The 26,154-nt window shown below is 39.2% G+C and carries 20 protein-coding genes; 15 read left to right on the top strand and 5 right to left on the bottom strand.

Features of this window, described 5'->3' with window-relative positions:
- Positions 1 to 4: 4 nt before the first annotated feature.
- Complete coding sequence (locus tag MKL62_RS01025) at positions 5 to 571, bottom strand: DUF2062 domain-containing protein (RefSeq protein WP_000605097.1); 567 nt, start codon at positions 569 to 571, stop codon at positions 5 to 7.
- Positions 572 to 927: 356 nt separating this feature from the next.
- On the opposite strand from MKL62_RS01025, the gene MKL62_RS01030 reads away from it, so the two are divergent.
- From MKL62_RS01030 to MKL62_RS01060, 7 genes are all read left to right on the top strand, one after another.
- The gene (locus tag MKL62_RS01030; RefSeq protein WP_000626772.1) at positions 928 to 1,521 is read left to right on the top strand and encodes a LysE family translocator; all 594 of its coding nucleotides are present in this window, start codon (positions 928 to 930) and stop codon (positions 1,519 to 1,521) included.
- A 114-nt stretch (positions 1,522 to 1,635) separates the two neighbouring features.
- Positions 1,636 to 2,205 carry a dCTP deaminase gene (dcd, locus tag MKL62_RS01035; protein WP_000985728.1) on the top strand — a complete coding sequence of 190 codons (570 nt, stop codon included), beginning with the start codon at positions 1,636 to 1,638 and terminating at the stop codon, positions 2,203 to 2,205.
- A gap of 296 nt (positions 2,206 to 2,501) precedes the next feature.
- Positions 2,502 to 3,803: a hypothetical protein gene (locus MKL62_RS01040; protein WP_005129521.1), complete on the top strand. Its 1,302-nt coding sequence runs from the start codon at positions 2,502 to 2,504 to the stop codon at positions 3,801 to 3,803.
- 223 nt (positions 3,804 to 4,026) lie between these two features.
- Positions 4,027 to 6,159 (top strand): hypothetical protein, encoded by a 2,133-nt coding sequence (locus MKL62_RS01045; protein WP_005129520.1) that lies wholly within the window; start codon positions 4,027 to 4,029, stop codon positions 6,157 to 6,159.
- A gap of 15 nt (positions 6,160 to 6,174) precedes the next feature.
- The gene (locus tag MKL62_RS01050) at positions 6,175 to 6,900 is read left to right on the top strand and encodes a DUF6160 family protein (RefSeq protein WP_005129519.1); all 726 of its coding nucleotides are present in this window, start codon (positions 6,175 to 6,177) and stop codon (positions 6,898 to 6,900) included.
- A gap of 32 nt (positions 6,901 to 6,932) precedes the next feature.
- Complete coding sequence (locus MKL62_RS01055) at positions 6,933 to 9,344, top strand: DUF6160 family protein (protein WP_005129518.1); 2,412 nt, start codon at positions 6,933 to 6,935, stop codon at positions 9,342 to 9,344.
- Between the two features lie 161 nt (positions 9,345 to 9,505).
- A complete protein-coding gene (locus MKL62_RS01060) occupies positions 9,506 to 10,459 on the top strand; it encodes a DUF6160 family protein (protein ID WP_005129517.1) in 954 nt (317 codons plus the stop codon).
- A gap of 79 nt (positions 10,460 to 10,538) precedes the next feature.
- On the opposite strand, the gene MKL62_RS01065 is transcribed toward MKL62_RS01060, so the two are convergent.
- Complete coding sequence (locus MKL62_RS01065) at positions 10,539 to 11,483, bottom strand: tRNA dihydrouridine synthase (RefSeq protein ID WP_005129516.1); 945 nt, start codon at positions 11,481 to 11,483, stop codon at positions 10,539 to 10,541.
- 84 nt (positions 11,484 to 11,567) lie between these two features.
- A complete protein-coding gene (locus MKL62_RS01070) occupies positions 11,568 to 12,377 on the bottom strand; it encodes a cytochrome C assembly family protein (RefSeq protein ID WP_000624642.1) in 810 nt (269 codons plus the stop codon).
- Between the two features lie 140 nt (positions 12,378 to 12,517).
- Between MKL62_RS01070 and ffh the strand changes: the two genes are divergently transcribed.
- The gene (ffh, locus tag MKL62_RS01075) at positions 12,518 to 13,927 is read left to right on the top strand and encodes a signal recognition particle protein (protein ID WP_005129514.1); all 1,410 of its coding nucleotides are present in this window, start codon (positions 12,518 to 12,520) and stop codon (positions 13,925 to 13,927) included.
- A 49-nt stretch (positions 13,928 to 13,976) separates the two neighbouring features.
- On the opposite strand, the gene MKL62_RS01080 is transcribed toward ffh, so the two are convergent.
- Both MKL62_RS01080 and MKL62_RS01085 read right to left on the bottom strand, forming a co-directional pair.
- Positions 13,977 to 14,711 carry a pantothenate kinase gene (locus MKL62_RS01080; protein WP_005129512.1) on the bottom strand — a complete coding sequence of 245 codons (735 nt, stop codon included), beginning with the start codon at positions 14,709 to 14,711 and terminating at the stop codon, positions 13,977 to 13,979.
- Between the two features lie 15 nt (positions 14,712 to 14,726).
- Positions 14,727 to 15,479, bottom strand: coding sequence for a biotin--[acetyl-CoA-carboxylase] ligase (locus MKL62_RS01085; protein ID WP_000362828.1), 753 nt, complete (start codon positions 15,477 to 15,479; stop codon positions 14,727 to 14,729).
- Between the two features lie 30 nt (positions 15,480 to 15,509).
- On the opposite strand from MKL62_RS01085, the gene MKL62_RS01090 reads away from it, so the two are divergent.
- The 7 genes from MKL62_RS01090 (at position 15,510) to MKL62_RS01120 (ending at position 26,094) form a co-directional block, all read left to right on the top strand.
- A complete protein-coding gene (locus MKL62_RS01090) occupies positions 15,510 to 16,313 on the top strand; it encodes a sulfite exporter TauE/SafE family protein (RefSeq protein ID WP_000420176.1) in 804 nt (267 codons plus the stop codon).
- Positions 16,314 to 16,562: 249 nt separating this feature from the next.
- On the top strand, positions 16,563 to 17,258 hold the full coding sequence (locus MKL62_RS01095; RefSeq protein WP_001047228.1) for a GntR family transcriptional regulator: 696 nt from the start codon (positions 16,563 to 16,565) through the stop codon (positions 17,256 to 17,258).
- Positions 17,259 to 17,268: 10 nt separating this feature from the next.
- The gene (smc, locus tag MKL62_RS01100) at positions 17,269 to 20,718 is read left to right on the top strand and encodes a chromosome segregation protein SMC (RefSeq protein ID WP_033523173.1); all 3,450 of its coding nucleotides are present in this window, start codon (positions 17,269 to 17,271) and stop codon (positions 20,716 to 20,718) included.
- A gap of 1 nt (position 20,719) precedes the next feature.
- Entirely contained in the window at positions 20,720 to 21,757 is a 1,038-nt protein-coding gene (locus tag MKL62_RS01105; protein ID WP_000405211.1) for a cell division protein ZipA C-terminal FtsZ-binding domain-containing protein, read from the top strand.
- Positions 21,758 to 21,851: 94 nt separating this feature from the next.
- Positions 21,852 to 23,888, top strand: coding sequence for an NAD-dependent DNA ligase LigA (gene ligA / locus MKL62_RS01110; protein ID WP_005129506.1), 2,037 nt, complete (start codon positions 21,852 to 21,854; stop codon positions 23,886 to 23,888).
- Between the two features lie 253 nt (positions 23,889 to 24,141).
- A complete protein-coding gene (gene ftn, locus MKL62_RS01115) occupies positions 24,142 to 24,606 on the top strand; it encodes a heteropolymeric bacterioferritin subunit Ftn (RefSeq protein ID WP_001214863.1) in 465 nt (154 codons plus the stop codon).
- Between the two features lie 294 nt (positions 24,607 to 24,900).
- Entirely contained in the window at positions 24,901 to 26,094 is a 1,194-nt protein-coding gene (locus MKL62_RS01120; protein ID WP_001992131.1) for an MFS transporter, read from the top strand.
- Positions 26,095 to 26,154 lie beyond the last annotated feature (60 nt).

Here is a 26,154-nt window from a genome sequence, read left to right on the forward strand (position 1 = left end):
ATTCTTATAGAGCGTCTTCTTGTTTTTTATGTCCTGTTCTATTTTTCCAGTTTCGAATGACCATCCAACGCCAAAAAACCTCAGTCACTATATATAGTATGGTTGCAAATACAAACGCTTCGACAATGAGACCTGATATTAAAATTTTAGCGAGGCTCAAATCGATATGACCATGACCAAAATGCGTAATCCAACGTGAAATCTGGTGAAGCACCCCTAAAAGCATTTTCTTATTTATCATATGCACATGATAAATATGGGCACCAAACCAGAAACCAATATACAAAATAGGCGCTAATGTAAGAGGATTGCTGAGCCAAGCAAGCATTAAGCTAATAGGTAAATTAACTTCAAACAGTAAAACTGCCATAACAATAAATACACTATGAAAGGGTATAGGCAGTAAACCGAAAAAAGTCCCTACAAAAATGGCGCGAGTAATAGATTTACGGTTGACATACCAAAGCACAGGATTAAGGGTTTTTTGCCCGAAAATCCTTAAAAATTTCATATTTGAAACTTTCTCTGGAGAAGGAAGCCAAGATTGAAAAAATTGCTTTGCCATAATCATAGGATAGTAGAGCTTAGGGGCTCATATAAACACAAAGAAACAATATATTAATTGAAACTTATTAAAAGCTTAAAAATTAAACTTACTGCGGTAATAATTTATTATAGGCCTTTTTAATGTAAAAATAGATTTAAAATAAAAATACTTATATTACTTAAATACAATTTGGTACGTAAAACGCTGTGACTGACTCTGTAGTTTTTTAGCTTAGAATTAATAAAAATTTAATAAATTATTGTTTATAAATAATTTTTAAATTTTATTTCTTAAGATCTTAAAAAATTGTCTTACAATTAGATTTTGCCTTCTAGAATAATATCTATTAATCTGAGATGACTACATTGTGAGGTCATTCAATGATTTCATGGCTTTTTATTGGCTTGGTTGCCACTATTTTACTTACCCCTGGCCCAACAAATACTTTACTTGCATCATCAGGAGTACAAGTAGGCCTTAAAAAATCTGCTAAATTAATTCCGGCAGAGGTTCTAGGGTATGTGATTTCGATTTCAGCTTGGGGAATGTTAATCGGGAAAGTTTCTGCAACGCTTCCTTTATTACCTCCTATACTTAAATTGCTCAGTGCTTGTTATATTATTTTTTTAGCAATTAAATTATGGCACACGGCAAATCAACAGTTTGAACTAGATCAGCCAACTATTCGCCCACGTGAATTATTTTGTGCAACTTTACTAAATCCTAAGGCATTACTTTTTGCTTCAGCGATTTTCCCTGTTGCAGCGTGGACTAATTTTCATATTTATCTCATTCATATGTTGGCTTATTTAGCTTTAATTACCCCAATTGCCTTATTCTGGATTTTTTTAGGGTCAGTCTTGGCTGCAAATAAAGTACGTTGGTTAAATCAATCAAATTTACAAAGAACGGCCTCGTTGGTTTTAGTTAGTTTCTCAATTCCAATTAGCTATTCTGCTTTATTAAATCTTTAAAAATTTATTCCGGGCTATTCTTAGCGATAAGAGTAGCCGTCATTGTTTTCATAATTGCTTTTTTACGTTAAAGTACGTCGCAATCAATGAAATTACCTTTTGGATAGAAAATACATGGCTATTAAGTCTGATCGTTGGATTCGCGAGATGAGCGAAAAACACGGCATGATTGAACCTTATGCAGAGAATCAAGTCCGTTTTGATAAGAATGGCGAAAAATTGATTTCATACGGGGTCTCTAGCTATGGTTATGACGTACGCTGTGCCCGCGAATTTAAAGTTTTCACTAACGTACATTCTGCAATTGTTGATCCAAAAAATTTCGATGAAAAAAGTTTTATCGATATTGAGTCTGACGTTTGTATTATTCCGCCTAACTCATTTGCTCTAGCGCGTACAATTGAATATTTCCGTATTCCACGTAATGTTTTGACTGTGTGCCTTGGTAAATCAACTTATGCACGTTGCGGTATTATTGTAAATGTCACTCCTTTAGAGCCAGAATGGGAAGGGCACGTTACTTTAGAATTTTCTAATACTACGAACTTGCCTGCGCGTATTTATGCGGGTGAAGGTGTAGCACAAATGCTATTTTTCGAAAGTGATGAAGTATGCGAAACCTCTTATAAAGATCGTGGTGGTAAATACCAAGGCCAAACTGGGGTTACACTTCCTAAGACATAAGTTGTTATAAATAGATGAGCTTTAAAAATGGGTCACTTTAAGTGGCCTATTTTTTATATATACCTTAAAAAGTGACGTTTATCGGAATATTAATAAGGTACGTTTTCTTTTGTAGAAAATGATATAAAATGATCAAGAATTGATTTTTTTCTTTGATGTGGATCACACAAATTAAAAAGAAGCGAAATCGTAAATATCGGTATTTTTCTTATGTATTTAGTTTAAAAGTACATTAAAGAAAAAGAAGCCAAATAAAAAGAAATTAGATTATGCCCCCAAGGATACGGAGGTCGGTCATGCGACAGTTTACGTCTCTTCTGGTTGCGATATTAGCACTCGGAAGTTTATGCTTTTCTACAGCCTATGCTGATTCTACTTTAGTTCCAATGTCAGATGCTGAGCTGTCAGCTACTCGTGGCCAAGCCTTGATGAGTATGTCTTATATTGCCCCTACCGATGCTGCAAGTAACTCTAGTACTAATGGAAACATGGGCTTCTATCGACTTGCCCTAGATGCCCAATTAGAACTGAATGCCAATATTAAAAAATTACAGTTAGGTTGTGGCGGTGTCAATGGAGCAGGGGCCTGTGATATTGATATCGATTATTTAAGCTTAAGTGGTGGTACTGTAGATAGTACCAGTGCTGAACGTGCTGCCTCTTCAGCAGTTATTACTAATCCATTTTTAGAGTTCGCTGTTAAGAACCCGAATTCAGCGTCTACACGTGAAATACAAGGTTTCCGATTAAGTGCTAAATCGCTTTCGGGCTTACTTACTTTTGGTTTAGAAAATGGTGATGCACCTAGCGGTATTAATTCATTAAGTGGATATATGGTCACTAAACCAACTGGTGGTACGGTAACTACGAATCCTTACTATGGTATTACCCAAGATGAAACAGGAACAGCAATTACAGGACGAGCGCAAGTTCTAGGTAATCTATATACAGTTCCATTTACATCTAATTCTTATAACCTAAACTTGGGTACTGGTACAGGTACATTATCAATGGGGCAACAAATTATTACGGGTAAGCGTATTAATACAGCGAATTTAAATGCGACTGCAAGGGTCGGAGGAATTTCAGTTACAGGAACTTTAGATGCAACGGCTTCAGTGCTCGGTCTTCCGGTTGCGATTTCAGGTAATGTAACTGGAACAGTAAATAATCTTGATGTAAATGTGGCAATTAAACAAAGTCTAGGTTATTTCCATGCCGCGCAATTAAATGGATCTGCAGGTTATTTATCTGTACAAGGTGTAAATATATTATGGCCTGAGGCTGCTTCAACGGCACAAACAGGATGGTGGTTAGAACTTACTAATCCAATTGATATTGGTCAAATTACTCCTACGGGAAATGTTGATATTGCTCTAGCTACTATTAATGATGCTTTAGGACAAGTGAGCTCCTACTTAAATAGTAATCCTGTGCCGTGTGGAGCACTTGCATACAATTGTCTACTTTTAGGTAATCTTCCAATTGGAACTGTTGATTTAACAGGAAAAACGCCAGCCTCTATGTCCTTAACTAATGTTGTCTTACAAAAACAGAACTTCTCAGCTAACTGCTATGGTTCTTTAAAATTCTGTTAATTGATTTTAATGTATTTGCCATATTTCATTCATCGGAAAAGTGCTTTTTTATTTATTTACTTTTGCATTTGTATAAATATTCAGCATAATGTAAATGTGGAAAGGTTGGCAATTTTTAAAAGTTTGCCCCCTTGTGAGATGAAAAAGGAAATAATCTCACATCAAGGACTGTTAAAGAAAAAGAAATATGGTGCGTGGCATCGTATAAAACAGGAAGGTCACGATGACTACACTTAATTATACGGTAAGGTTTCAAAAAACCGTTTTAGCAAGTTTAATTGGACTTTTTTTAAGTCAGTCAAGCTTTGCTCTTGAAGAACTTTCTGATGCCGGTTTAAGTGAAACTACAGGCGAAGGTATTGCAATATTACCCCAAAATGCATTTATGGTATTCCGTGGCGCTGGTCCAAATGAATCTGTAAATCAAATTATTACTGATCGTAGTAAGGATACTGGCTATATCAACTATATGCCTGTGGGACCCTTGAGTGTGGCTGCTGCCGATACTAGTGGTAATGGTAGCGTTGGACCGGAAGATAAAGCAGTAGGTAAAGCTGATATCTTTCTTTATGGTTTAGCACTTTCCAAATCGGACGGTGATGCAAACTCACGTATTGCCAATACTGCAACAGCAGCAGCGATTTCGAGTTGGGGCACAGGAGCCAATCCTTGGATATTTAAGGTAAAAACTGCTACGAATGTTCCTAATTTTAGTACAACGGATAGTTCTCTTTACCCTGTAACATATTTATCTTTAGAGGCTCCTTTATATCAACCAACAATTGATGGTGCAGAAGGAGCTGATGCATATAATTTAAAATTAGGATTATGGGCTGATGCATTTGTACGGAATCCTAATATTGTAGCGACTACAGATGGCTCTTTAGCACAGTTCCAGTATGGCGATAGTAATGGATTAATTGGTACCAGTATTGATACAAATCGGGCTAACCGATTGCGCTTACAAGGTGTTTTAAATGGCTTTAGTCTGAATGGCAGCCAGATTAGTGTGTTTCAAACTTTAGGTGGAGCAACTACTACAGGTGGAATGAGCCCCTTTTACAATAATACTTTAGGTATGTCTGGCCTAGTCCGCTTAAATACAGGTGATAGTAAAAATACCAGTATAGTGACTGAAAACGTTACGAGTCAAACCCAGACATATACATCGAGTACCAATAATGGTTGGCAAACAGTACATGCTGGTGCAAACTCAACTTTAAGTACAAGTAGTAGTGGCGATTGTGGTAACAGTGGAACAGGAAGTTTTAGTACTTCTCGTGGATGTCGTTACTATGTAGAAAATAGAACTAGAACAGATACAAAAACATCGAATAAAACACGAATTGCCTTTAATGATACAAGTAAAGTCTTACGATTAAGCACTCGTGAAACATCAGATTCACCAAATGCATCAAATAATTTATATACACCAGCATTAGGTTCCACAAGTGCTGTAGCACCAAAATTTGCTGATAGTGAAGGCTTATATCTTTACAATCCAAATATTAACTTAGTATTAGGTAACTTATATCAACCGCTTATTTTAGGTTCTGACGGCAAAAACTTTAGTATTGAAATTGCAAGAATTGCAAATAAACCAGAAATATATAAACAGATTTATACTGATTACACAGGTGCTGACACGTCTTATAAAGGTTCTACTTGTAATGTTTATTCATGTGTTAACCCTACGCATAGTAGTATTACGATTGGTACCGTATATAGTCCTGATAATGGGAAAACCTTGTTAGCAAATACAGGTGAAGGGGCAATAGGCGTTTCCTTTGGTCGTTTAATTTCAACAGGTACGCAAGTTTCTGGAACTTCTGCCGGTAGTTTGGTATCACTGACTAATTCAGTATCTGGTACCACTTCTGCAACTATGACAGAGGTCCGTTTTAAACAAAGACAGCAGAACACTCAAACTTGGAATCAAGAATATAGTTGTGGTTTATTTAATTCGGACTGTGGTTATAAGACTGTTGGTTATTTAAATCAGTGGGAATATAACAAAGGGACTGGTGTTTGGGTCATTACAAATCCAACGCCAAAACCAGCAGATGCTACACCTTGTTCGGGTGTATTAGGATGTACGAGTACATCGGGTTCGACGCCAATGTACGGAGTTACTTCCAATCGTGATTGGAGTAATTCTGCTATTCCATGGCTCACATCAAGAAATGCTGTTGTCAACGATTTAATTGGAAGTAGTAACGGTACCACTGGTTATGTGATTCCAACTGCCAATCAGGCACCTGCATTAACAAATATTACTCCTCTCAACAATTTAGGTTCCGCTGTGGTGGATGGTTTGCTCATTCAACATTTAAAACTGACAACGAAAGGTCTCTAAGAGGAGGGTAACGAGATGAAAAAAATAACTGCTTTACTCTTTGCTCTTTGTGCAACTGTGACCCATGCAGAGTTACAGACCTTGGATAATGATGCATTACAGGCAATCAATGGCCAAGCTGGTGCTGATTTATCTTTGATGCTTAATTTAAACCAGACCAGTAACGGTATATTTGATAATGGCAGTGGTGGAGTTTGTGAAAACGTAGAGTTCTGTCACATTGGTTTAGCAATTAACAAACGTTTTGTGCAAGCAGACACGACTAAGCCAAGTGGTTGGGTTGAAAATAGTGATAGCGGTAATAAACTTTGGTTAGTATTTAAAGGTGTACAAGGCACTTTAAATATTCAAAAAATGGGTTTAGATGGCGCTGATTTAAAGTATCTTGATAAAAGTAATACTGAAATTATAAAACCGGCTATTCAACTTAGTTTTAGTGCAGCACAGCCAATTTTAATTCGTAACTTTGGCTTTAATGCCCTGTCAATTGAGCAAGATAACTTTACGAGCTCAACAACAACGCAAGGCTCGAGTGCAAATATGTATGATTATGCATATTTCAAAAAACCAACTTATGCAGCGACTGCTAATAGTGCGAACCAGCAAGTGGCTACTGCGACCCCATCGGCGTATGACTACGGTCGTGAAACAGGTTTTATGGGCTTAATGATGAATGGCAACTTAGCAATTCAAGGAAAAGTCATGGTCTTTAGCTGTGATGGTAGCCATCCACGTTGTTAAAGGTTAATGTAGATTTCAAAGGAACTGAAGTGATGAACAAAAATAAAGAAAGTCACGGCTCAAAGTTTATTTTAAATACATTAACAGCCAGTATGTTGTTAGTGAGCGGACAGGTTTTTGCTTTAGAAGCGTTAACAGATGCCGATTTGAGTGCGGTCAATGGTCAAGATGGAATCTCGATACAAACGACTTTCAACGAAATCAATATTGATAATGCTTATTGGGACGACCATGCAGGCACACCAACAAGTGCTGATCAAATTTTAAGAGCTCAAGCGAGTGGTGTAAAAATACAAAAAAGTAATGCCTCTACACAAGCTTTAGGTACAAACTACCGTTTAGACGTAGGAAGTAATGCGACTACAGGTAAAGCAGGGGTCGATTTTTCTATGCAAAGTAGTCCCTCGCTCATTACTGTAAATAGCTTCAAAGTCTGTAATAGTTCGGCTGCTTGTTCACCTACTTTAGGACAGTTGGCTATACAAACAACTTCGCCTTTAAACTTGGCTCTTACTACTCAAGATGGTTTATTTAGCCCGAATAGTCAGTCAAGCATGACGCTTGGTCTAAATAATGCAAATATTTATTTAGGGCAATTAGACGCGCGTAGTCAGCTAAATCAATTGATATTAAAGAATTTTAACTTTAATTTTGTTGGTAAAGGCGTCATGTTTATTGATCCTACCCGTGGCATAGTCTTACAAACTAATACAGGGAATAATACTGCTGCGGTTGGGCAAACTCCAAATAGTACCTATGGCTATGTCGATTTTAATCGTGTCGCCGATTCTGCTTCTGGTTTAACTGCTGGTACATATGTAGACAGTAGTGGGAAAGTAACCAATTCAGGTCTAAATATTGAGATAATGCTTAGCTCAAATGTTGATAAGTCAAATCCTTATGCCCTAGACACAACAAATAGCCCACAGAATTCTAAAGGCTTGATTCGTTTAGGTGCTAGCGGCCGTATGGTTAACAGTTACCTACAAGTCCGTGGTATGGATGGTTCTTCAGATAAAACAACATTAGGTACAGCTAATACGGCTTCAGGTACGGGATCGAGTAATAGTATTTTAGGTAACTCTGGAATTGCCTTTCGTATGAAAGGGGAGTTCACTAAAGATAATGATTCGATGTTAGGTTCAGATGGCAAAGCAACTACCTTAGAAATTGGTGGTGCAGGTCTAAATGCTTATGGTTTTGAATTCGGTAATTTAACGGGGCTGAACTCGGCTACACGCGGTTATTTTGACAGCGGAAATATTTATCTAAATCTTGCTGATACAAAAATTTTATTAATGCCAAATAACGCAACGTTAAATGCAATTCGTTTAGGCTCCGGCACTTTAACAACTGCTGCCGATTATCAACATAATATTCATCGTGATACGGTGACTAATCCATTTAGCTTAATTCTTGCCATGCGTGGAGCAGAGTTCCAGGCATTCTCAAGACGAGGTCGTTTTACCACCAGTGCAAATGTCGCTGCTGCTAATCAATTTGCAGATAATGGTTTAAATAACCAGTGGGGTTTGGCATTACCTTTTTATAATTTAAATGCGAATGCCGCTGTCTATGGTGTAGATGCGCCTGCAAATAGTGCTTATTACTATACAAAAGATGCCAACGGTAAACCGATTCAAAATTTAGTTGCAACATCTGGTACAACTTCACGTTTAGGTTTTGGTATAGCTGTCGGAACGACAGGTCGAGATGCAGGCGGTACTAAAACAACTTCAATTTTATTAATTGATGGTTCTCCAAATGCTAATAATGCGGGCAACCCTACCGATTATTATATGGGGTTACGTAATATTGATATGTTCCTCAAAGGCAATGGCACTATTGGTTTAGAAAATGGCAGTTTAAATATCGGTTTAAAAGATATGTTACTTGCTTTATCAACCGAAATTGCAGCAGGTTATTTACCAGGAGCTAAATATAAAACTTGTCCGGCAACCGGGTCTTGTACTTCGCCAATCGATAACTTTGCCAAAAATAATGATGTCTTATTTGGTTTAAAACTACGTTTAGGCGGCGATCTTAATTTATCGATAGTGCCGAATAGTTCAATTGCAGATGGTAGTGCTTTAACTGTACTAGGTGATTTTACAATGCCTGCGACAGCAACTGGTAATACTGTACAAATTAGCGACCCGATTGATGGTTCTGCAATTGGTTTTGACAATATTACTGGAAAGCTAGCGTTTAATACCGCTTTAGTTGTGGGTAAAGATACCGCAAGTGGTTTAGGTAAAGTTGGTGTAAATACTGCGGTTTATTTTAATCCTGATAAGAGTATTGACGGCGCATTACGTGTGAAAGATATTAATTTCTATCCACCTTCAACAGGTGCAGGAGCACGTTTAGGTGAGCTTGCAATTACGGGGGGACGTCTAAATAGTAGCTTTAGCATTGTGCCTAGAAATGGCGCCTTTAACTAATCAATAAAAGTGACGTTTAACGTCACTTTTTTATATAAATTTTAGTTTAGTGTGATTGGATTTGCATTCGTCGGGTTATAGAGATAATTGCTTTGTACTTGAATATTATTCTGATAGTCTGAACAAATAATAAACGTTTGTCTCTTAAGGATTAGAGCGACATGAAAAATAAAAATATAGGGTGCTGGCTGTTACTTGCCGGTAGTTCAAGTGTTTGCGCGATGCAACCTTTGGATGATCAAAGTCTCGCAGCTGCGACGGGTCAAAATGGTTTAACCCTAGGTATTCAGGCCGATCAAGTTAAATTTAATCAAGTCGCCTTGATTGATACGAATGGTATTGCATCTACGTCTTACAACAGTAAAGCAGGTCTTGTCATTGCAGGAAACTCTACTAATCCGGTTCCTGGCATAGAGTTTATTAAAGCTGCTGTATCTACAAATCCTTCTTTTAATATTGCAATCGATACCGATGCTGGTGGTAGAAATCCTTTTTTAAATTTAGCTGTCACGATGGGGAGTGACGTAAATGGTATTCGGCTTTTACCATTTTCAGTTTATTTAGCTCCAAGTGCATCTTTATCTAGTCCATCCGATTACGCACTAACGAGCTATGCACCAAAATCAATTTTTAGTTCGGGCTCAACAGTGAATACGGGTGTAAAAGAGCTGATTCGCTCTACTGGTAATCTTGATATTAACTTTGTACAAACCAATAAGCCCCGTTTAAATATTCAATTGGGACATGCTGCCCAGTCGGTTATGGTTAAATTCGGAGGAGCTATTCAATCGATTTGTTCTGCTGCATCTGGTTGCCCGATTACTTTAGTTTCCGATAACACGGGTGCTACATTTGGGTTTAAATTTGCAGGTACGAATGCGTCAACCGGTTTTGTTCTTGATGGATTTTATGCTGGAGTTGATCCGACAGGACTTACCATTGGAAATATAGGTGTATCTAGTAAATTTGATGCATCACTTAACAATGTGACTTTAGGAAATTTAGGTACACAAAGTACAACAACATTTAATAATTTACCCAATGGGTCTATGGGGAGTTTTGGAGTTACGGGTGCTTCGGTGACCGACTTTAAAATGAAAGTAAGTGGCTTTTAAAAAATAATTAATAATTACTTAACCTGAAATACCAAAAGAGGGCGGTTGTTTAAACAATCGCTCTCTTTTGTTTGAGTGATTAAATACGAGAAGAACTGGTTTGCTCTAGCTGCTGAACAATTTCATCTAAAGCTTTAATGCGTTTCACTTGGTCCCATAATTCTTTCGCTTGAGGATAGGCTTTGGTCATCATACCTAACCACTGCTTATAACGGCCAACCATCCCAATTTCTGTTTTTGCTTGACCATTTAAAAAACGTATTTGTAAGTCAACCAGTTGTTCCCAAGTAAACATTGCTTCATCCATATTTTGGCGAATACATTGTGTTAAATCTGGAGTAGTCACTGCACCACGGCCAATCATTAAATCTTCACAGCCAGATTGTTGCTGGCAAGCTCTAGCATCAGCATTGGTCCAGATTTCGCCGTTAGCAATCACATTAATTTTTAAAGCTTCTTTAATAGGCAGAATTTTTTCCCAATAAGCTGGTGGCGTATAACCATCTGCTTTAGTACGAGCATGTACAGTTAACCAGCTTGCACCCGCATCTTCAACAGCATGGGCGTTTTCCATGGTGTGGTTTTCATCTAGATAACCTAAACGCATTTTTGCTGAAACAGGGATGTGCGCAGGTACTGCATCACGGACTGCTTTAATCAGCATATGTACTACGTCTGGTTCATCAAGAAGTACCGAACCACCTCGATGTCGATTAACGGTTTTTGCAGGACAACCAAAATTAAGGTCAATTGCAGGAGCACCCAGCTCAACGACTTTTGCCGCATTTGCTGCAAGCATCTCTGGATTATTGCCTAAGAACTGAACGTGTACAGGTGTTCCAGCAGCTGTTTTACCATCATTTTTAAGTTCAGGACAAAAACTATAGTAAATATGGTCTGGCAAAATACTGTCTGTAACGCGAATAAACTCGGTTACACACCAGTCGAAGTGACCAACAGATGTGAGTGTATCCCGCATGATCGGGTCAGTTAAACCTTCCATTGGAGCGAGTATGAGTTTCACAGTCTGAGTCACCTGAGCAAAACAAAAACAGCGTTATACGGGATATGTATAACGCTGTCTAGTAGTGCTGAAATTTTAATTGTTTTATCGGCCCAATATCATCTCAAGCACAAATTTACTGCCAATAAAACCGATCGCTAATAATGCAAAACCAATTAAGGTAAAACGAATCGCTTTTTGTCCGCGCCAGCCAAGTTTATAGTGGCCAATCAATAAAGAGCCATAAATAAACCATGAAATAATACTAAATACGGTTTTATGAGCGAGATGCTGGGCAAAGAAGCTATCAACTGTTAAGAAACCAAACGCGAGAGCAATGGTTAATAAAATAAAACCAGTAATGATGAGGTCAAATAATAAAGACTCCATGGCCTGAATGGATGGAAGTAAATTGACCCAAATACGTTTTTTTTGTTTCTTTTTGAGTTCACGGTTTTGGAACCATATCAAGATCGCATGTATGGTTGCCATCAGTAAAACAGCATAAGCAGAAAGTGAAAGAATAATATGAGTATCTAAACCTAATGAATGCTGTTCAATAAACTGATCGGGACGGCTAAATGCAAAACCTAAAATAAGACCAATCGCTGCTACAGGAATGCCGAGCAAGTTTAACGGTACAATCGGACGGAAAGTACTAAAAACTAGGCTTAACAACAACATAAGTCCTGATGTAAAAGACACCAGATTAAAAACATCGTAGTTAATTCCTGATGGCGTCAGCATGGCATGACATAAAACTGTGCCATGTAACAGCAGTGCTAAGGTCGTAACAAAAGCAAATAACCATGGGTTTGGTTCACGTTTTGACATTAAACGTATGAACAGATACCAGAAAGAAGTGGTATATGCGATGAGTGCCAAAATTGTGTAAACCAAGGGGAGGCTAATCATGTCAAACCTTTTTCAGGATTAATTCATCTAGATAAGATATAAATTCGCTGCGAACTAAAGTATCCTATAGCATTCTATGCATAAATTTTCTATTTCGAGAAAGATTTTTTTGCAACTAGCCATTTTAAGCGGATTTTGCAATGTTTGATACCTTAACAGAACGACTCACGCAGAGTTTAAGAAATGTTACTGGCTCAGGGCAGCTGACCGAAGACAATATTAAAGATACCTTACGTGAAGTACGTATGGCTCTTCTTGAAGCCGATGTCGCGTTACCTGTAACTCGTGAATTTATCGCGAAAGTTAAGGAAGAGGCATTGGGCCAAGAAGTGATGACTCAGTTATCTCCAGGCCAGGCATTTGTAAAAATTGTCTATGATGAACTCACCAAGATGATGGGTGAGGCCAATGAAACACTGGATTTAAGTGCTAAGCCTCCAGTTGTTGTATTGCTTGCTGGTTTACAAGGTGCAGGTAAAACTACAACTGCTGCCAAGCTGGCACGTTTCTTAAAAGAACGTCAAAAGAAAAAAGTAATGACCGTTTCTGCCGACGTTTACCGTCCGGCAGCAATTAAACAGTTAGAAACTGTATCAGTAGAAGTTGGTGCAGGCTTTATTCCGTCAGATCCTTCTGAAAAGCCAATTGACATCGTTAACCGTGCAATTGAACAGGCAAAAATCCAGTTTGCCGATGTGTTGATTGTCGATACGGCAGGTCGTTTACATGTCGATGAAGACATGATGGACGAAATTAAAGAATTGCATGCAGCAGTTAAGCCAACTGAAACTCTGTTCGTGGTTGATGCCATGACAGGTCAGGATGCTGCAAATACTGCTAAAGCATTTAATGATGCTTTAGCGCTTACAGGTGTGATTCTTACTAAAACTGATGGTGATGCGCGTGGTGGTGCGGCACTTTCTGTGCGTGCTATTACCGGTAAGCCAATTAAGTTCTTAGGTATGGGTGAAAAGCTTGATGCTTTAGAACCATTCCATCCGGATCGTGTTGCCCAACGTATTTTAGGTATGGGTGACGTACTTTCTTTAGTCGAAGAAGTTGAACGTAAAATCGACAAAGAAAAAGCCGAAAAAATGGCGAAAAAATTGCAAAAAGGCGGCAGCTTCAACTTTGAAGATATGCTGATGCAATTTGAGCAAATGAAGAAGATGGGCGGCATGATGGGCTTCTTAGACAAGTTGCCAGGCATGAGCAGTGCAGGGATTCAGCAAGCGATTGAGCAAGCGAACCCTGAAAAACAAGTCAAAAAGATGGAAGCTATTATCCAGTCAATGACTGTTAAGGAACGCCGTAATCCAGACCTGATGAACCCAAGTCGTAAAAAACGTATTGCGGCAGGTTGTGGTATGGATGTTGCTGAAGTGAATAAACTCATTAAGCAACAAGCGCAAATGGCTAAAATGATGAAGAAGTTTGCGAATCCATCTGGTATGAGCAAAATGATGCGTTCTTTAGGCAATATGCAAAAACAATTTGGCGGTGGCGGCGGTATGGGACCACTGTTTGGTAACAACGACCAAAAGAAATAAAACCATAAAATAAAAGGCGCTTAGAGCGCCTTTTATTTTGTTCTGTATTTTAGTCTTTAGGGTAATGGGCAATATATTGTTGTAGCCCTTTAAGCAAAAGATCTTTTTCAACAGTTGGCTGGTACTTCTGTAGAAATTTAGCAAAAAGAGGAGCATCTCCACCTGTGAGGAGCAGCTTTTTAGGAGATTGCTGCATGATGCTTTCAATTGTACTAATCAGACCTAACAAAATACCGTGGTGTACTGCATCGACTGTGTTATTTCCCGGGTTTAGATTATCAAAAGCCGAATCGGGAATTTTAATACCTTTGGTATTTTGAATAAGTGCATCGCGCTGCAAATACAAATTAGGTAGAATATAACCGCCTAAATGCTGTTTGCCTTTGGTTAAATCAATGGTAAGCGCTGTTCCGCAACCAATAATGCAATAGTTTTCCTGTTCCTCTGCAACAGCCAATACTTGTAACCAGCGGTCAATCCCGAGCTGACTCGGTACTTCATAGCCACATTGTAGGCCTGCATATTCCGAATGGACTTTGGCAAAAACAACAGGAATTTCAAGCCATTTTAAAATCTGCTGAATACGTTGGTTGTTTTCAGTGTCAAGTACCGAAGAAATACCAATACGATGCAAGCCTTGATGTTTAAAGTGTTGGATTAATCCCAGTAATAAATCGGCAGGAGACTGTAAATGTAACTCAGCTGCATGTTCAATAATTTGCTGATTTTCAGTAATCCAGTATTTTAAACGGGTGTTTCCGATATCAAGCCATAAACTTTTCATGGGAAAAATACCTGATTACTGAGTGGTTTGTGGTCTTAGACGACCTTGATAAAACTGCTGTGGTTCAGGAGTTTCAAGAATCACCGCACCTTCATTAGAGATTCCAACGAAACGGCCATATACCAGTCCTTGACTATGTTCGAACTGAACTAACTGATTAAGCCATGCTGCATGGTGGTTAAAACGTCCTGCAAGGTTATAACAACCATGATCAAACCAGCGGGCTGCATTTTGAATTGCAACATAAAGCTCCGAAATTAACTCAAGACGACTCATTTGCTCTAGGCCTAAATCTTCTAGAGACGTGATCGGTTGATCACTATCAGTGACTGGTGGTGTTTTTAAATTAATACCTACACCCACAATCGCCTGATGTTGGGAAAGAGGTTCAACCAAAATTCCGCCCCATTTTCCTTGTGTACTATACAAATCATTTGGCCATTTCACTTGTAGGCTCAAAGGTTGTAGCTGTGGAATTTGTAAAATATTCAACGCAACTTCAAGTGCTAAGCGACCATCTAAGGGTGTTCGAGTTTGCACCAATGTGCTTAAATAAATGTTTCCTTCAGGTGAAATCCATTGCCGTTGATGTTGACCTCGCCCTTGAGTTTGTTGAGCACTGCAAACCAAGCCTGTTGTAATGCCTTTTTGGGCAATTTCACGAATATCATCATTGGTCGAAGTTGTGGTTGCTTTTAATAAAACCACTTCTGGAAGCTGGTTTTTTGCGCTTAAAAGTTGTTGTAGTTGGCGAGTCTCTAAATCCATGTTGAATATGAGCAGAGTGGTAAAACATTTATGGAGTTAATCATATATTTACTCATTGGCGCAATTGCTGGTTTTACTGCCGGACTGTTTGGAGTTGGTGGTGGACTAATTATTGTACCAATTCTCTATGTCGTTTTTACCCAGTTGCACTATGATCCCGCGGTAATCATGCATATTGCAGTCGGAACCTCCCTAGCAACCATTATTGTGACTTCCTTTAGTTCAGTTTCGGCTCATCATAAAAAAGGTGCAGTCCTCTGGCCTGTTTTTCGTAATTTAGCACCGGGACTAGTGATTGGTTCCTTTTTAGGTGCAGGTATTGCCGACCTTTTGTCTGGACAGCATTTACAGCTTCTTATTGGTGTCTTTGCTGTTGTGATGGCTTATCGGATGTTCAAAGGAGCCCATGTTGTGGTTGACCCAACACGTCAGCTTCCTTCAACCCCTATGCAATTCATGGCGGGTGGAGGCATTGGTATTGCTTCTGCAATTTTTGGTATTGGAGGCGGAAGCTTAACTGTCCCATATTTAAACCGTCATGGCGTAGTCATGCAAAAAGCAGTTGCGACCTCTGCTGCTTGTGGTTTACCTATTGCTATTGCAGGTGCAATTGGTTTTATGTGGTTTGGTGCTAAAGAGCACATTTCTGTACCTAATACGATTGGATATATCCATATCTATGCTTTTATTGGTATTAGTGTCATGAGTTTTGTCACCGCTAAACTTGGGGCTAAGGTTGCCCACGCATTGTCACCACAAATGCTAAAAAAATGCTTTGCTTGCTTGTTAGTCGTGGTAGGCAGCTATTTTATTTATAAAGGTTTTATGAATTAAAAACGTTTTATTAAAAATATATAGAAAAGAAAGCTTAGACTCTCACGGTTTAAGCTTTTTTTATTTGAAGACTTGAAAAGATTAAAGGTGAGTTTTTCATCCGATTTGTGTATGGATTTTGGGTGGGTTGGCTTAAAATGCAATAAAATTGTCAGACAATGACATAGTTTTTAATGGATGGGATCAGTTAAAAACAAGGATGCGAAAGAAAAGCATGGATTAATGCATATAAAAAGTAGCGGGTGATTTATGAATCTCGAAGAGACAGAAAGTCTTTCTGAGCAAATTGTCAAATATATTAGCGAACAGATTATTAGTGGTGAATTGGTCGAAGGCGAACGCATACAAGAGCTTCGTATCGCTAAAGAGCTTGACGTAAGTAGGGGATCAGTTCGTGAGGCGCTATTATTACTCGAGCGTACGCATCTCATTGAAATTTTTCCGCGTCGTGGTGCAATTGTTTCGGAAATGTCGGCACAACAGGTCAAAGCGTTGTTTGATACAAATATGATGTTATTGGGGCATATTGTACAACGCATAAGCGAAACATGGCGTGCCCATGAAGCCGATCAATTACAACTCTTGTTAGAACAGCTTCTTGAGCATGTAAAAGCAGGCGATATTGAAAAATTCTACGATGCTATTTTCCAATATCTTGCTGAACAACAAGATATGGTCGGTAATCCTTATTTAATGAAATTTTATAAAGAATTATTACCATCATTACGTCGTAGTTATTTTTTGACGCTAAATACCTCTAAACGGGAACTACAAGAAGCGTTTGCATTATTTAAACTCGTGACTGATGCAATTTTGATCCGAAAATCACAACAAGCCGCTTTATTTATGGAAGATTTTTGTCGACACTTACGTAACCTTGTGTTGGAATCGCTGACACGAATGAAACAGATTGAATTGGCTTGGGCGAGACGCTCACGCCGCTAGTTAGGGCATTATGCGTTTAAGCAGTTTAAAACTTTCCGGCTTTAAATCTTTTGCAGATAGTACAACTTTAAATTTTAAGGCGAACCGCACAGCAGTGGTTGGTCCAAATGGTTGTGGCAAATCCAATGTTATTGATGCGATCCGCTGGGTGATGGGGGAGTCAAACGCTCGTCAGCTGCGTGGTGGTAGCATGCAAGATGTTATTTTTACCGGAACATCCAAGCGTAAGCCAGTTGGTGTTGCCAGTGTAGAACTGCGTTTTGACAATACCTATGGCAAATTAGGTGGAGCTTATAATGCTTATAATGAGCTCGCAGTTCGTCGTCAGGTAACTCGCGAAGGTAAATCTGAGTATTTCTTAAATGGTACACGTTGTCGCCGCCGTGATATTACTGACATTTTCTTGGGAACAGGGTTAGGGCCACGCTCTTACGCAGTCATTGAACAAGGCATGATCAACCGCTTGGTTGATGCCAAGCCTGAAGAAATGCGTATTTTCATTGAAGAAGCGGCAGGTGTTTCACGCTATCAAGCGCGTCGACGCGAAACCTTGCAACATCTTGAACATACGGAGCAAAACCTTTCACGCTTGGAAGATATTGCGCTTGAGTTAAAATCGCAGCTTAAAACGCTTAAACGCCAGTCAGAAGCAGCAGTTCAATATAAAACATTAGAAAGCCAGATTCGTACACTCAAAATTGAAATTTTGTCTTTTCAGGCAGAGAAAAGTATACGTCTACAAGAAGAATATACCGTTCAAATGAATGAACTGGGGGAAACATTTAAGTTAGTTCGTTCAGAATTAAGTACGATTGAACATGATTTAGAATCTACCAGTGCTTTATTTCAGAGACTTATTCAGCAATCTTCACCGTTACAACAAGAATGGCAACAAGCTGAAAAGAAACTGTCTGAACTGAAAATGACTCTAGAACAAAAACAGAGTTTATTTCAGCAAAACAGTACAACCCTTGTTCAATTGGAACAACAAAAAGCTCAAACGAAAGAACGTTTACAGCTTTCTGAATTACAGCTTGAGACACTGAATAGCCAGTTAGAAGAGCAAACCGAAGCTTTAACTGCAATTGAGCATACAGCAGCTCAAGCAGAGCAAAGTTTTGCCGGTTTACAATCACAGCAACGGCAAGCGCAGCAACAATTTGAGCAAGTAAAAGCTCAGGTTGAAAAACAACAGCAGCAAAAAATGCAAATGTCTGCTCAAATCGAGCAATTAGGCAAAAATGTTCAGCGCATTGAACAGCAAAAAGAAACGCTGCAACATCAAGCAAACCAGATCCAATCGCAAGTACACGAAGATGAACAAGGCGAGCTTGAGCAATTACAGCAGCAGCTTTGTCTTGAAATCTCAACGCTAGAAGCTGAAATTGAGCAGTATGTGCAGCGTATTGAACAAGCTCAACAATCGTATCAGGCAAATAAAAACCAGCAGCAAACGTTAAAAACAGAAATACAGGTTTTATTATCAGAGCAGAAAAACTTAAGCCAGCTTGTTGCTAAACAAAGTCCAAAGCAAAACCAAGATACGCTACGTTTAATGCAGGCTTTAGAGTTAACAGAGCAGGGCAAACCACGCGCGCAGATTATTGAAAAGTTTTTAGCAAAATGGTTGCAGGCACATATTGTTGAAACTGAACAAGCCTTTCAGGAAGGAATTGCTCGCCAGTTAAAGCCTTCAGAGCAATCAAGCAAATTTAAGGGGAACCTGACTTGCTTGAATGATTGGATTGCATCGCCACAGCTATCAATATTCTCGAATGTAGCGATTGCACAAGATTTATCTCATGCTTTAAATGAACAAAAGCAACTGCAATATGGCCAGTCTATTTTGACTTTAGATGGTTATCATGTCGGGCAAGATTGGGTAATTGCTCTTATGTATGATGACGAAAGTCAAAGTGCGCAAGGTATGCTCAGTCATCGTATTCGTCTAGACGAAATTGAACAAGTTCTTCAAAAGCAGCAACCAGAATTACAAACATTAGATCAAATTATAGTTCAGCAAAAAGATGAGCTAGGACAGTTACAAGTTGACCTACAGCAAAAACAACAAGTCATTAAACAAAAACAAAAAGACTTGCAACAGCTTGATGTACAAATTGCCAAGCAACAAACCGCAGCACAAGCATTTTTATTGCAAAAACAGCAATTGAAAGATCAACTCGCTCAATTAGATACGCAGCTTGAAGAAGATGCGATGCAAAAAGATGATCTTGAAATTGATTTGCATGCATTGGCAATGAAGCTCGAAACTATTTTACCTGACTATAAAACTTTGCAATTTCAGGTAGAAGAATTAACAGAGCAGCTTGAGGAACAGCAACAAGTCTTACAACAGCAACAACAAGAACGTGAGATTTTACGACGTAATAGTACGCAGACAACTCAACAAATTGAGCTGCTTGAAAAAGATATTTCGTTCTTGCAGAGCCAATATCAACAAATTACAGCGCAAATGGAACAGGCGAAAAAGTTTGTTGACCCTATTCAGTTAGAGTTGCCAAACCTTGAGTCAGAGTTTCAACAACAATTTGCTCAAACCGAAAAGCTGCAAAAGACATGGAATGAATGGCAGATTGAGCTTAATAGTGTCCAAGAGAAGCAACAAACGCTTACAGATCAACGCCATCAATACCAACAGCAAGATGAAAAGCTTAGAGAGCAGCTTGAAGCCAAACGTTTAGCATGGCAAGCCGCCAAGTCGGACCGTGAGCACTATCAAGAACAGCTCAAAGAGTTAAATGCCGAGCTTCAAACGGGCTTGAAAATAGATTTAACTGAACACCAGCAAAAACTAGAAAAAGTACAGAAACAGTTTGAAAAAATCGGTGCAGTTAACTTAGCTGCTTCACAAGAGTTTGAAGAAGTTTCTCAGCGTTTTGATGAGTTGAGCCACCAGATTCAAGACTTGGAAAATACGGTAACTCAGTTAAAAGATGCGATGAAGAGCATTGACCAAGAAACCCGTAAGTTGTTTATGTCGACTTTTGATCAGATTAATCAAGAGTTACAAAATCTATTTCCAAAAGTTTTTAATGGTGGTGAAGCCAGTTTAAGTCTTGAGGATGATTGGCAATCTGGGGTTAAGCTCATGGCGAGACCACCGGGTAAGAAAAACAGTTCTCTAGCATTACTTTCCGGTGGAGAAAAAGCGTTAACAGCGTTAGCATTAGTATTTGCTATTTTCAGGTTAAATCCGGCACCGTTTTGTGTACTCGATGAAGTGGACGCTCCACTCGACGATGCGAATGTACAGAGATATTGTAATTTGGTAAAAGAGCTTTCTGAACATGTACAATTCATTTACATTACACATAATAAGCTGGCGATGACCATGGCAACTGACTTGTTGGGTGTAACCATGCCTGAACCGGGTACATCAAAATTAGTCACTGTCAATTTAGAACAGGCAAAAGAATACGGGTTAGTTTCGGAGTCATAGAATGGAAATCAATACGATTATTGGCATCGTTGTTGCCATTATTATCATGCTAATTGGCTTAAGAATGATTTTAAAAAAGCCGAACCATGCTGAACCCTCGCTAGACAGTGATTTGCATATTAATCCTGAAAGTAATCAACCGGTTATCCCTCGTCATGTACGAGATCAACTTGAACAGCCAGAAGTTACTGTTGCGTCAGCAGCCGTTGCTGAACGAGTGGAACCAACTTTAAGCGAGCCAGCCCAGTCAGAAGAAAAGGGAACAAAAGAATTAGAACAGGCTTCACAAGCTCAAACAGTCCAGACACAAGTACCCGTTGAAAATACGCCAGTAGAAGTAGAAGAAGTTAAAGCTGAAGAAAATACTGTTAGCCCAACTGTAAGTGAAAATAGTTCAGTTGAGTTAGTTGATACCGTTTCTGCTGAACCAGAAGTTGTTAGCTCATCAGAACCAAAAGTTGCAGAAGGGCAACCGAAAACTGAGCCGGAATTAAGCTTAAATCCAAATATCGAAACTGCTGAAATTGCTGAGTTTGAAGGTGAAAGCAACATTCTTGATGTACATTTACATGAGCAGCAACGTTTTGATGACGAAAGTGCGTTAGCAATGGCTGAGCAGATTATCGCATTAAATGTATATCCAAATCCGCGCCGTGCGTTATCGGGTGATAAAGCACTGAAAGTGCTTTTAAAATATGGTCTACGTTACGGTGAAATGTCTTGTTTCCACCGCTATGAAAATACTGATGAGCCGAGTGCATTGATGTTCTCTGTATTGCGTATGACTGATAATGGTCCTGCTGGTTTCGATTTAGAAACTTTATCGACTGAGCAAGTTCAAGGTTTAGCATTTTTCCTTGCACTTCCAAACAGCAAAGCTGTTACCGGTTTTGACATGATGACCAGTATTGCAGGCCTTATTGCTCGTGAAATTGATGGTAAGGTTTATGATGAAAATAACCTTGAATTTACGCCACAGTTAAAAGAGCATTGGCGCCATCATGTGATTGATTATCGTCCAGCACAGGCAACAGCCTAGTTTAAATTTTTGGTATAGGTTGCGATAATTGCAATATATCTAGTCGCAGCTCAGGGTGGAGAAATTTCCACCCTTTTTTATGGTGAATAAAATAATGGCAATAACTTCCGTGATCGAACAGATGCGTCAGCTTATTCAATTGATTGCAAAGCATAACCATGCCTACTATGTCATGGATCAGCCGACAATCTCGGACAGTGAATACGATCATTTATTTCATCAGTTAAAAGCTTTAGAAGAACAATATCCGGAACTTGTACAAGCCGACTCACCAACAACAAAAGTAGGTGGTCAAGCGCTTTCAAAATTTGAGAGTGTGACGCATGTGGTGCCAATGCTTTCACTTGGTAATGTATTTAACAAAGAAGACTTATTTGCATTTGCACGCCGTGTAGAAGAGCGACTTCCGAACCAGAAAGTACAATATGAAGTTGAGTTAAAACTCGATGGCCTTGCGATTTCACTATGGTATGAAAATGGTGTACTCGTTCGCGGTGTAACCCGTGGGGATGGCGAAACGGGTGAAGATATTACTCAAAATGTTAAAACCATTCGTAACTTACCTAAAGTTCTGCATTCAGAAAAATATGAAATACCTCGTCTACTTGAAGTACGTGGCGAAGTATTGATGCCAAAGTCTGGTTTTGAAAAACTCAATGCTGATCAAGAAGCAAAGGGAGAAAAAACCTTCGCTAACCCTCGAAATGCAGCCGCAGGAAGTTTAAGACAACTTGATCCAAATATTGCTGCTGCTCGACCTTTGGCATTTTATGCGTATGGGATTGCACAGTGTGAACCGAATCATGGCCTGACAACCATGCATGATAGCTTGCAATGGTTAACGGAACTTGGGTTCCAAATTGCTGAGCGTCAGTACTTGTGTAATTCAATTCAAGAAGTACAGCAGCGCTATGAGCAAATTCAACAAGAGCGTCCAAACTTGCAAGTTGAAATTGATGGCATGGTGGTGAAGGTTGATGACCTAAAACAGCAACAGCAGCTTGGTTTCTTAAGTCGTGAACCACGCTGGGCAACTGCTTATAAATTCCCGGCACAAGCTGCATTAACTACAGTTGAGCAGATTGACTGGCAAGTAGGGCGTACAGGGACTTTGACCCCTGTAGCACGCTTAAACCCTGTTTTTGTGGGTGGTGTGACTGTTTCTAACGTAACGTTGCATAATATTGGGGAAATTCATCGTCTGGATGTACGCATTGGCGATACGGTAAGTGTATATCGTACGGGTGACGTGATCCCTAAAGTAGAAAAAGTTTGGCCGGAGTTCCGTCCTGCTGAAGCAGAAGTTGTTCATTTACCAGAGTCCTGCCCAGTATGTGCTTCGCCTGTAGTGATGCCTGAAGGTGAGGCTCTCGCACGTTGTTCAGGCGGTTTATATTGTGCCGCACAGCGTATTGAAGCCATTCGTCACTTTGTATCGCGTAAAGCGATGGATATCGAGGGCTTGGGAGATCGTTGGGTAGAATCTTTATTACGTCTCGATTTACTCAAAGATGTTGCTGATATTTACCATTTGCATGAGCACAGAGAAACTCTGTTGGGCATCGAAAAAATGGGAGAAAAGTCAGTACAGAACCTAATAGATGCGATTGAAGCAAGTAAGAAAACAACTCTAGCACGTTTTATTTATGCATTAGGTATTCGTGGAGTAGGTGAAACAACGGCTAGAATGTTAGCAAATACATTTCAGACGCTTGAGGCTCTTAAAGCTGCGAATGTAGAAGCTTTAAAGAAAACCCCAGACGTAGGGGATATTACAGCAGAGTGGATTGCTGACTTTTTCTTGGCACCGCATAACATTGAAGTACTCGATCGTTTAATTGCTGCAGGAATTCATTGGGATGCGCCAACAGCACCAACGCGTCAGCCTTTAAATGGTGAAAGCTGGGTACTTACAGGTACATTAGAGCAAATGACCCGTGATCAGGCCACTCAAATGCTACAAGCATTAGGTGCACGAGTAAGTGGGAGTGTTTCTAGCAAAACAAAATGTGTAGTTGCTGGTGAGAAGGCGGGTTCAAAATTAGAAAAAGCTGCAAAGTTAGGTATCCCTATCATGAATGAAACAGATTTCTTATCACTCATGGCAGGCTATGGGCAAACTTTGAGCTAAAAGGTTAGCGAAATAAGAACCATTGATTTTAGTTACAAATTTATAAATTGATGGTTTTTGCTATATTTGAACGCTTGTCTGAGCTTATAAATCGGACAAGCGTTTCTTTTTGCAAAGGAAATTTAAATAACTTAAACTGCAAATGCGTATGTTTCTCATTTTAATTTGATAAAAATCATAAACTTAACTATTTTTTGTTTTGCAATCATTTTTAAGTTTGCCCATAATAGACTCATACGATAGGAGATTTATTATGCGTGGCAATCCAGAAGTCATAGACTATTTAAATATGCTCATTGGCGGAGAGTTGGCTGCCCGTGATCAATATTTAATCCATTCTCGTATGTATGAAGATTGGGGCTTAAACAAGATTTATGAACGTATTGACCATGAGATGCAAGAAGAAGCGTCTCACGCCGATGCGATTATTCGTCGTGTATTATTTTTAGGTGCCAAACCAAACATGCATCGTGAAGATATCAATGTTGGTACAGACGTTGTATCTTGCTTAAAAGCTGATTTAGCACTTGAATATCATGTGCGTGAAAAATTAGCGACAGGTATTAAACTTTGTGAAGAAAAAGGCGACTACATCAGTCGTGACATGTTACGTCAACAATTATCAGATACTGAAGAAGACCATACTTATTGGCTTGAAAAACAGTTGCGTTTAATTGAACTGATTGGCCTACAAAATTATATCCAGTCTCAAATTTAATGACTTGAAAAACCCAGCTTAGGCTGGGTTTTTTATTGGCTCATTTTAATAAAATGAAGTCACCGTTTAAATGTTAATTCTGCCAAATTGAATATATTCAAAGCCTTACTACATAAGGCTTTGGCAGTTACAAAAAAGTCAGAAAATTTGTATCAGACCCCATGTTTTTTTTGTGGAATTGGATATAATTTCGCCAACAAAAACCCTTGCCTAGAAATTTAATGAGGCAAGGGTTTTTCTATGGGGAATCGGTTGGTATGGATCGCCAATGGTTTTATGGTGAGCTTCGCGTATATGTTATTTTCCAAACCTGCTGTTTTAGATACAGCTACTCTCTTAAGTACACAACGATTAGCAACTCGTCTTAGCTTTTTTAGCTTGGGCTTTGCGATATCTGCATGGGCACCACTTATTCCGTATGCTCAGCAACGTTTAAACCTAAATCATGCAAATTTTGGTTTATTGCTGCTTTGTATGGGAATCGGCTCAATGATTGCTATGCCTGCGACTGGGGCTTTAGTTAAGCGTTGGGGATGTCGTCCATTAATTGCTGTGGCGACCATACTCTTGATGGTATTACTACCAAGTTTAACGATCTGGCATAGTCTTGTATCGATGGCTGTAGCGTTATTCATTTTTGGTACGGCAGCAGGTAGTCTTGGCGTTGCTATTAATTTACAAGCAGTTGTGGTGGAAAAGCACAGCTTACGTGCGCTCATGTCTAGTTTTCATGGTATGTGTAGCCTTGGCGGTTTAATCGGTGCCATGCTTGTCACTGCACTATTAGCAATTGGCCTTTCACCACTCATGAGCACATTGTCTGTAGTCATGGTTTTATTAGTGGTGAGCTTTGTTGCCATTCCATCTGCCTTAACAACATTTGAGCAAGATGAACAAGGTGCAGCGGAAATAACTGACGCGCCTAAAAAATCTTCACGTCCGAATGGTACGATCCTTTTGATTGGGATGATGTGTTTTATTGCCTTTTTGTCAGAAGGCGCGGCAATGGACTGGGGTGGTATTTATTTAACTAGTAAATACCAACTTAATCCTGCCTTTGCTGGGCTGGCTTATACTTTCTTCGCGCTTAGTATGACAAGTGGTCGTTTTGCAGGGCATATCTTGTTAAAACAGTGGGGTGAGAAAACTATTGTGACTTATAGTGCAATTGTTGCTGCTCTTGCTATGGTCACTATTGTGATGGCACCTGTTTGGCAAGTTGTCGTATTGGGTTATGCACTTTTAGGTTTAGGCTGTTCTAATATTGTACCAGTCATGTTCTCTCGTGTCGGACGCCAAAATGATATGCCTAAAGCAGCGGCACTGTCTTTAGTGTCAACGATTGCTTATACAGGTTCATTAAGTGGCCCGGCCTTAATTGGGTTGATTGGCCAGTGGACTAGCCTAACCACTGTCTTATCAGGAGTGGCGGTTTTATTAACCATGATTGCTATACTCAATCGCTTTACTCTTGTGAAGGCAAAGTAATTTAAGCTTGCTTACCAGCCGCGGAACATCGAGAAAAACATCCTCGATGTTCCCTAAGCT

The sequence above is a fragment of the Acinetobacter sp. AOR01_HL genome (assembly GCF_027855455.1).
Taxonomy (GTDB): Bacteria; Pseudomonadota; Gammaproteobacteria; order Pseudomonadales; family Moraxellaceae; genus Acinetobacter; species Acinetobacter baumannii.

Bases quoted from the DNA above. Each gene is read 5' to 3' on its own strand.
- MKL62_RS01025 (WP_000605097.1), bottom strand. From the start codon at position 571: ATGATTATGGCAAAGCAATTTTTTCAATCTTGGCTTCCTTCTCCAGAG.
- MKL62_RS01030 (WP_000626772.1), top strand. From the start codon at position 928: ATGATTTCATGGCTTTTTATTGGCTTGGTTGCCACTATTTTACTTACC.
- dcd (WP_000985728.1), top strand. From the start codon at position 1,636: ATGGCTATTAAGTCTGATCGTTGGATTCGCGAGATGAGCGAAAAACAC.
- MKL62_RS01040 (WP_005129521.1), top strand. From the start codon at position 2,502: ATGCGACAGTTTACGTCTCTTCTGGTTGCGATATTAGCACTCGGAAGT.
- MKL62_RS01045 (WP_005129520.1), top strand. From the start codon at position 4,027: ATGACTACACTTAATTATACGGTAAGGTTTCAAAAAACCGTTTTAGCA.
- MKL62_RS01050 (WP_005129519.1), top strand. From the start codon at position 6,175: ATGAAAAAAATAACTGCTTTACTCTTTGCTCTTTGTGCAACTGTGACC.
- MKL62_RS01055 (WP_005129518.1), top strand. From the start codon at position 6,933: ATGAACAAAAATAAAGAAAGTCACGGCTCAAAGTTTATTTTAAATACA.
- MKL62_RS01060 (WP_005129517.1), top strand. From the start codon at position 9,506: ATGAAAAATAAAAATATAGGGTGCTGGCTGTTACTTGCCGGTAGTTCA.
- MKL62_RS01070 (WP_000624642.1), bottom strand. From the start codon at position 12,377: ATGATTAGCCTCCCCTTGGTTTACACAATTTTGGCACTCATCGCATAT.
- ffh (WP_005129514.1), top strand. From the start codon at position 12,518: ATGTTTGATACCTTAACAGAACGACTCACGCAGAGTTTAAGAAATGTT.
- MKL62_RS01080 (WP_005129512.1), bottom strand. From the start codon at position 14,711: ATGAAAAGTTTATGGCTTGATATCGGAAACACCCGTTTAAAATACTGG.
- MKL62_RS01085 (WP_000362828.1), bottom strand. From the start codon at position 15,479: ATGGATTTAGAGACTCGCCAACTACAACAACTTTTAAGCGCAAAAAAC.
- MKL62_RS01090 (WP_000420176.1), top strand. From the start codon at position 15,510: ATGGAGTTAATCATATATTTACTCATTGGCGCAATTGCTGGTTTTACT.
- MKL62_RS01095 (WP_001047228.1), top strand. From the start codon at position 16,563: ATGAATCTCGAAGAGACAGAAAGTCTTTCTGAGCAAATTGTCAAATAT.
- smc (WP_033523173.1), top strand. From the start codon at position 17,269: ATGCGTTTAAGCAGTTTAAAACTTTCCGGCTTTAAATCTTTTGCAGAT.
- MKL62_RS01105 (WP_000405211.1), top strand. From the start codon at position 20,720: ATGGAAATCAATACGATTATTGGCATCGTTGTTGCCATTATTATCATG.
- ligA (WP_005129506.1), top strand. From the start codon at position 21,852: ATGGCAATAACTTCCGTGATCGAACAGATGCGTCAGCTTATTCAATTG.
- ftn (WP_001214863.1), top strand. From the start codon at position 24,142: ATGCGTGGCAATCCAGAAGTCATAGACTATTTAAATATGCTCATTGGC.
- MKL62_RS01120 (WP_001992131.1), top strand. From the start codon at position 24,901: ATGTTATTTTCCAAACCTGCTGTTTTAGATACAGCTACTCTCTTAAGT.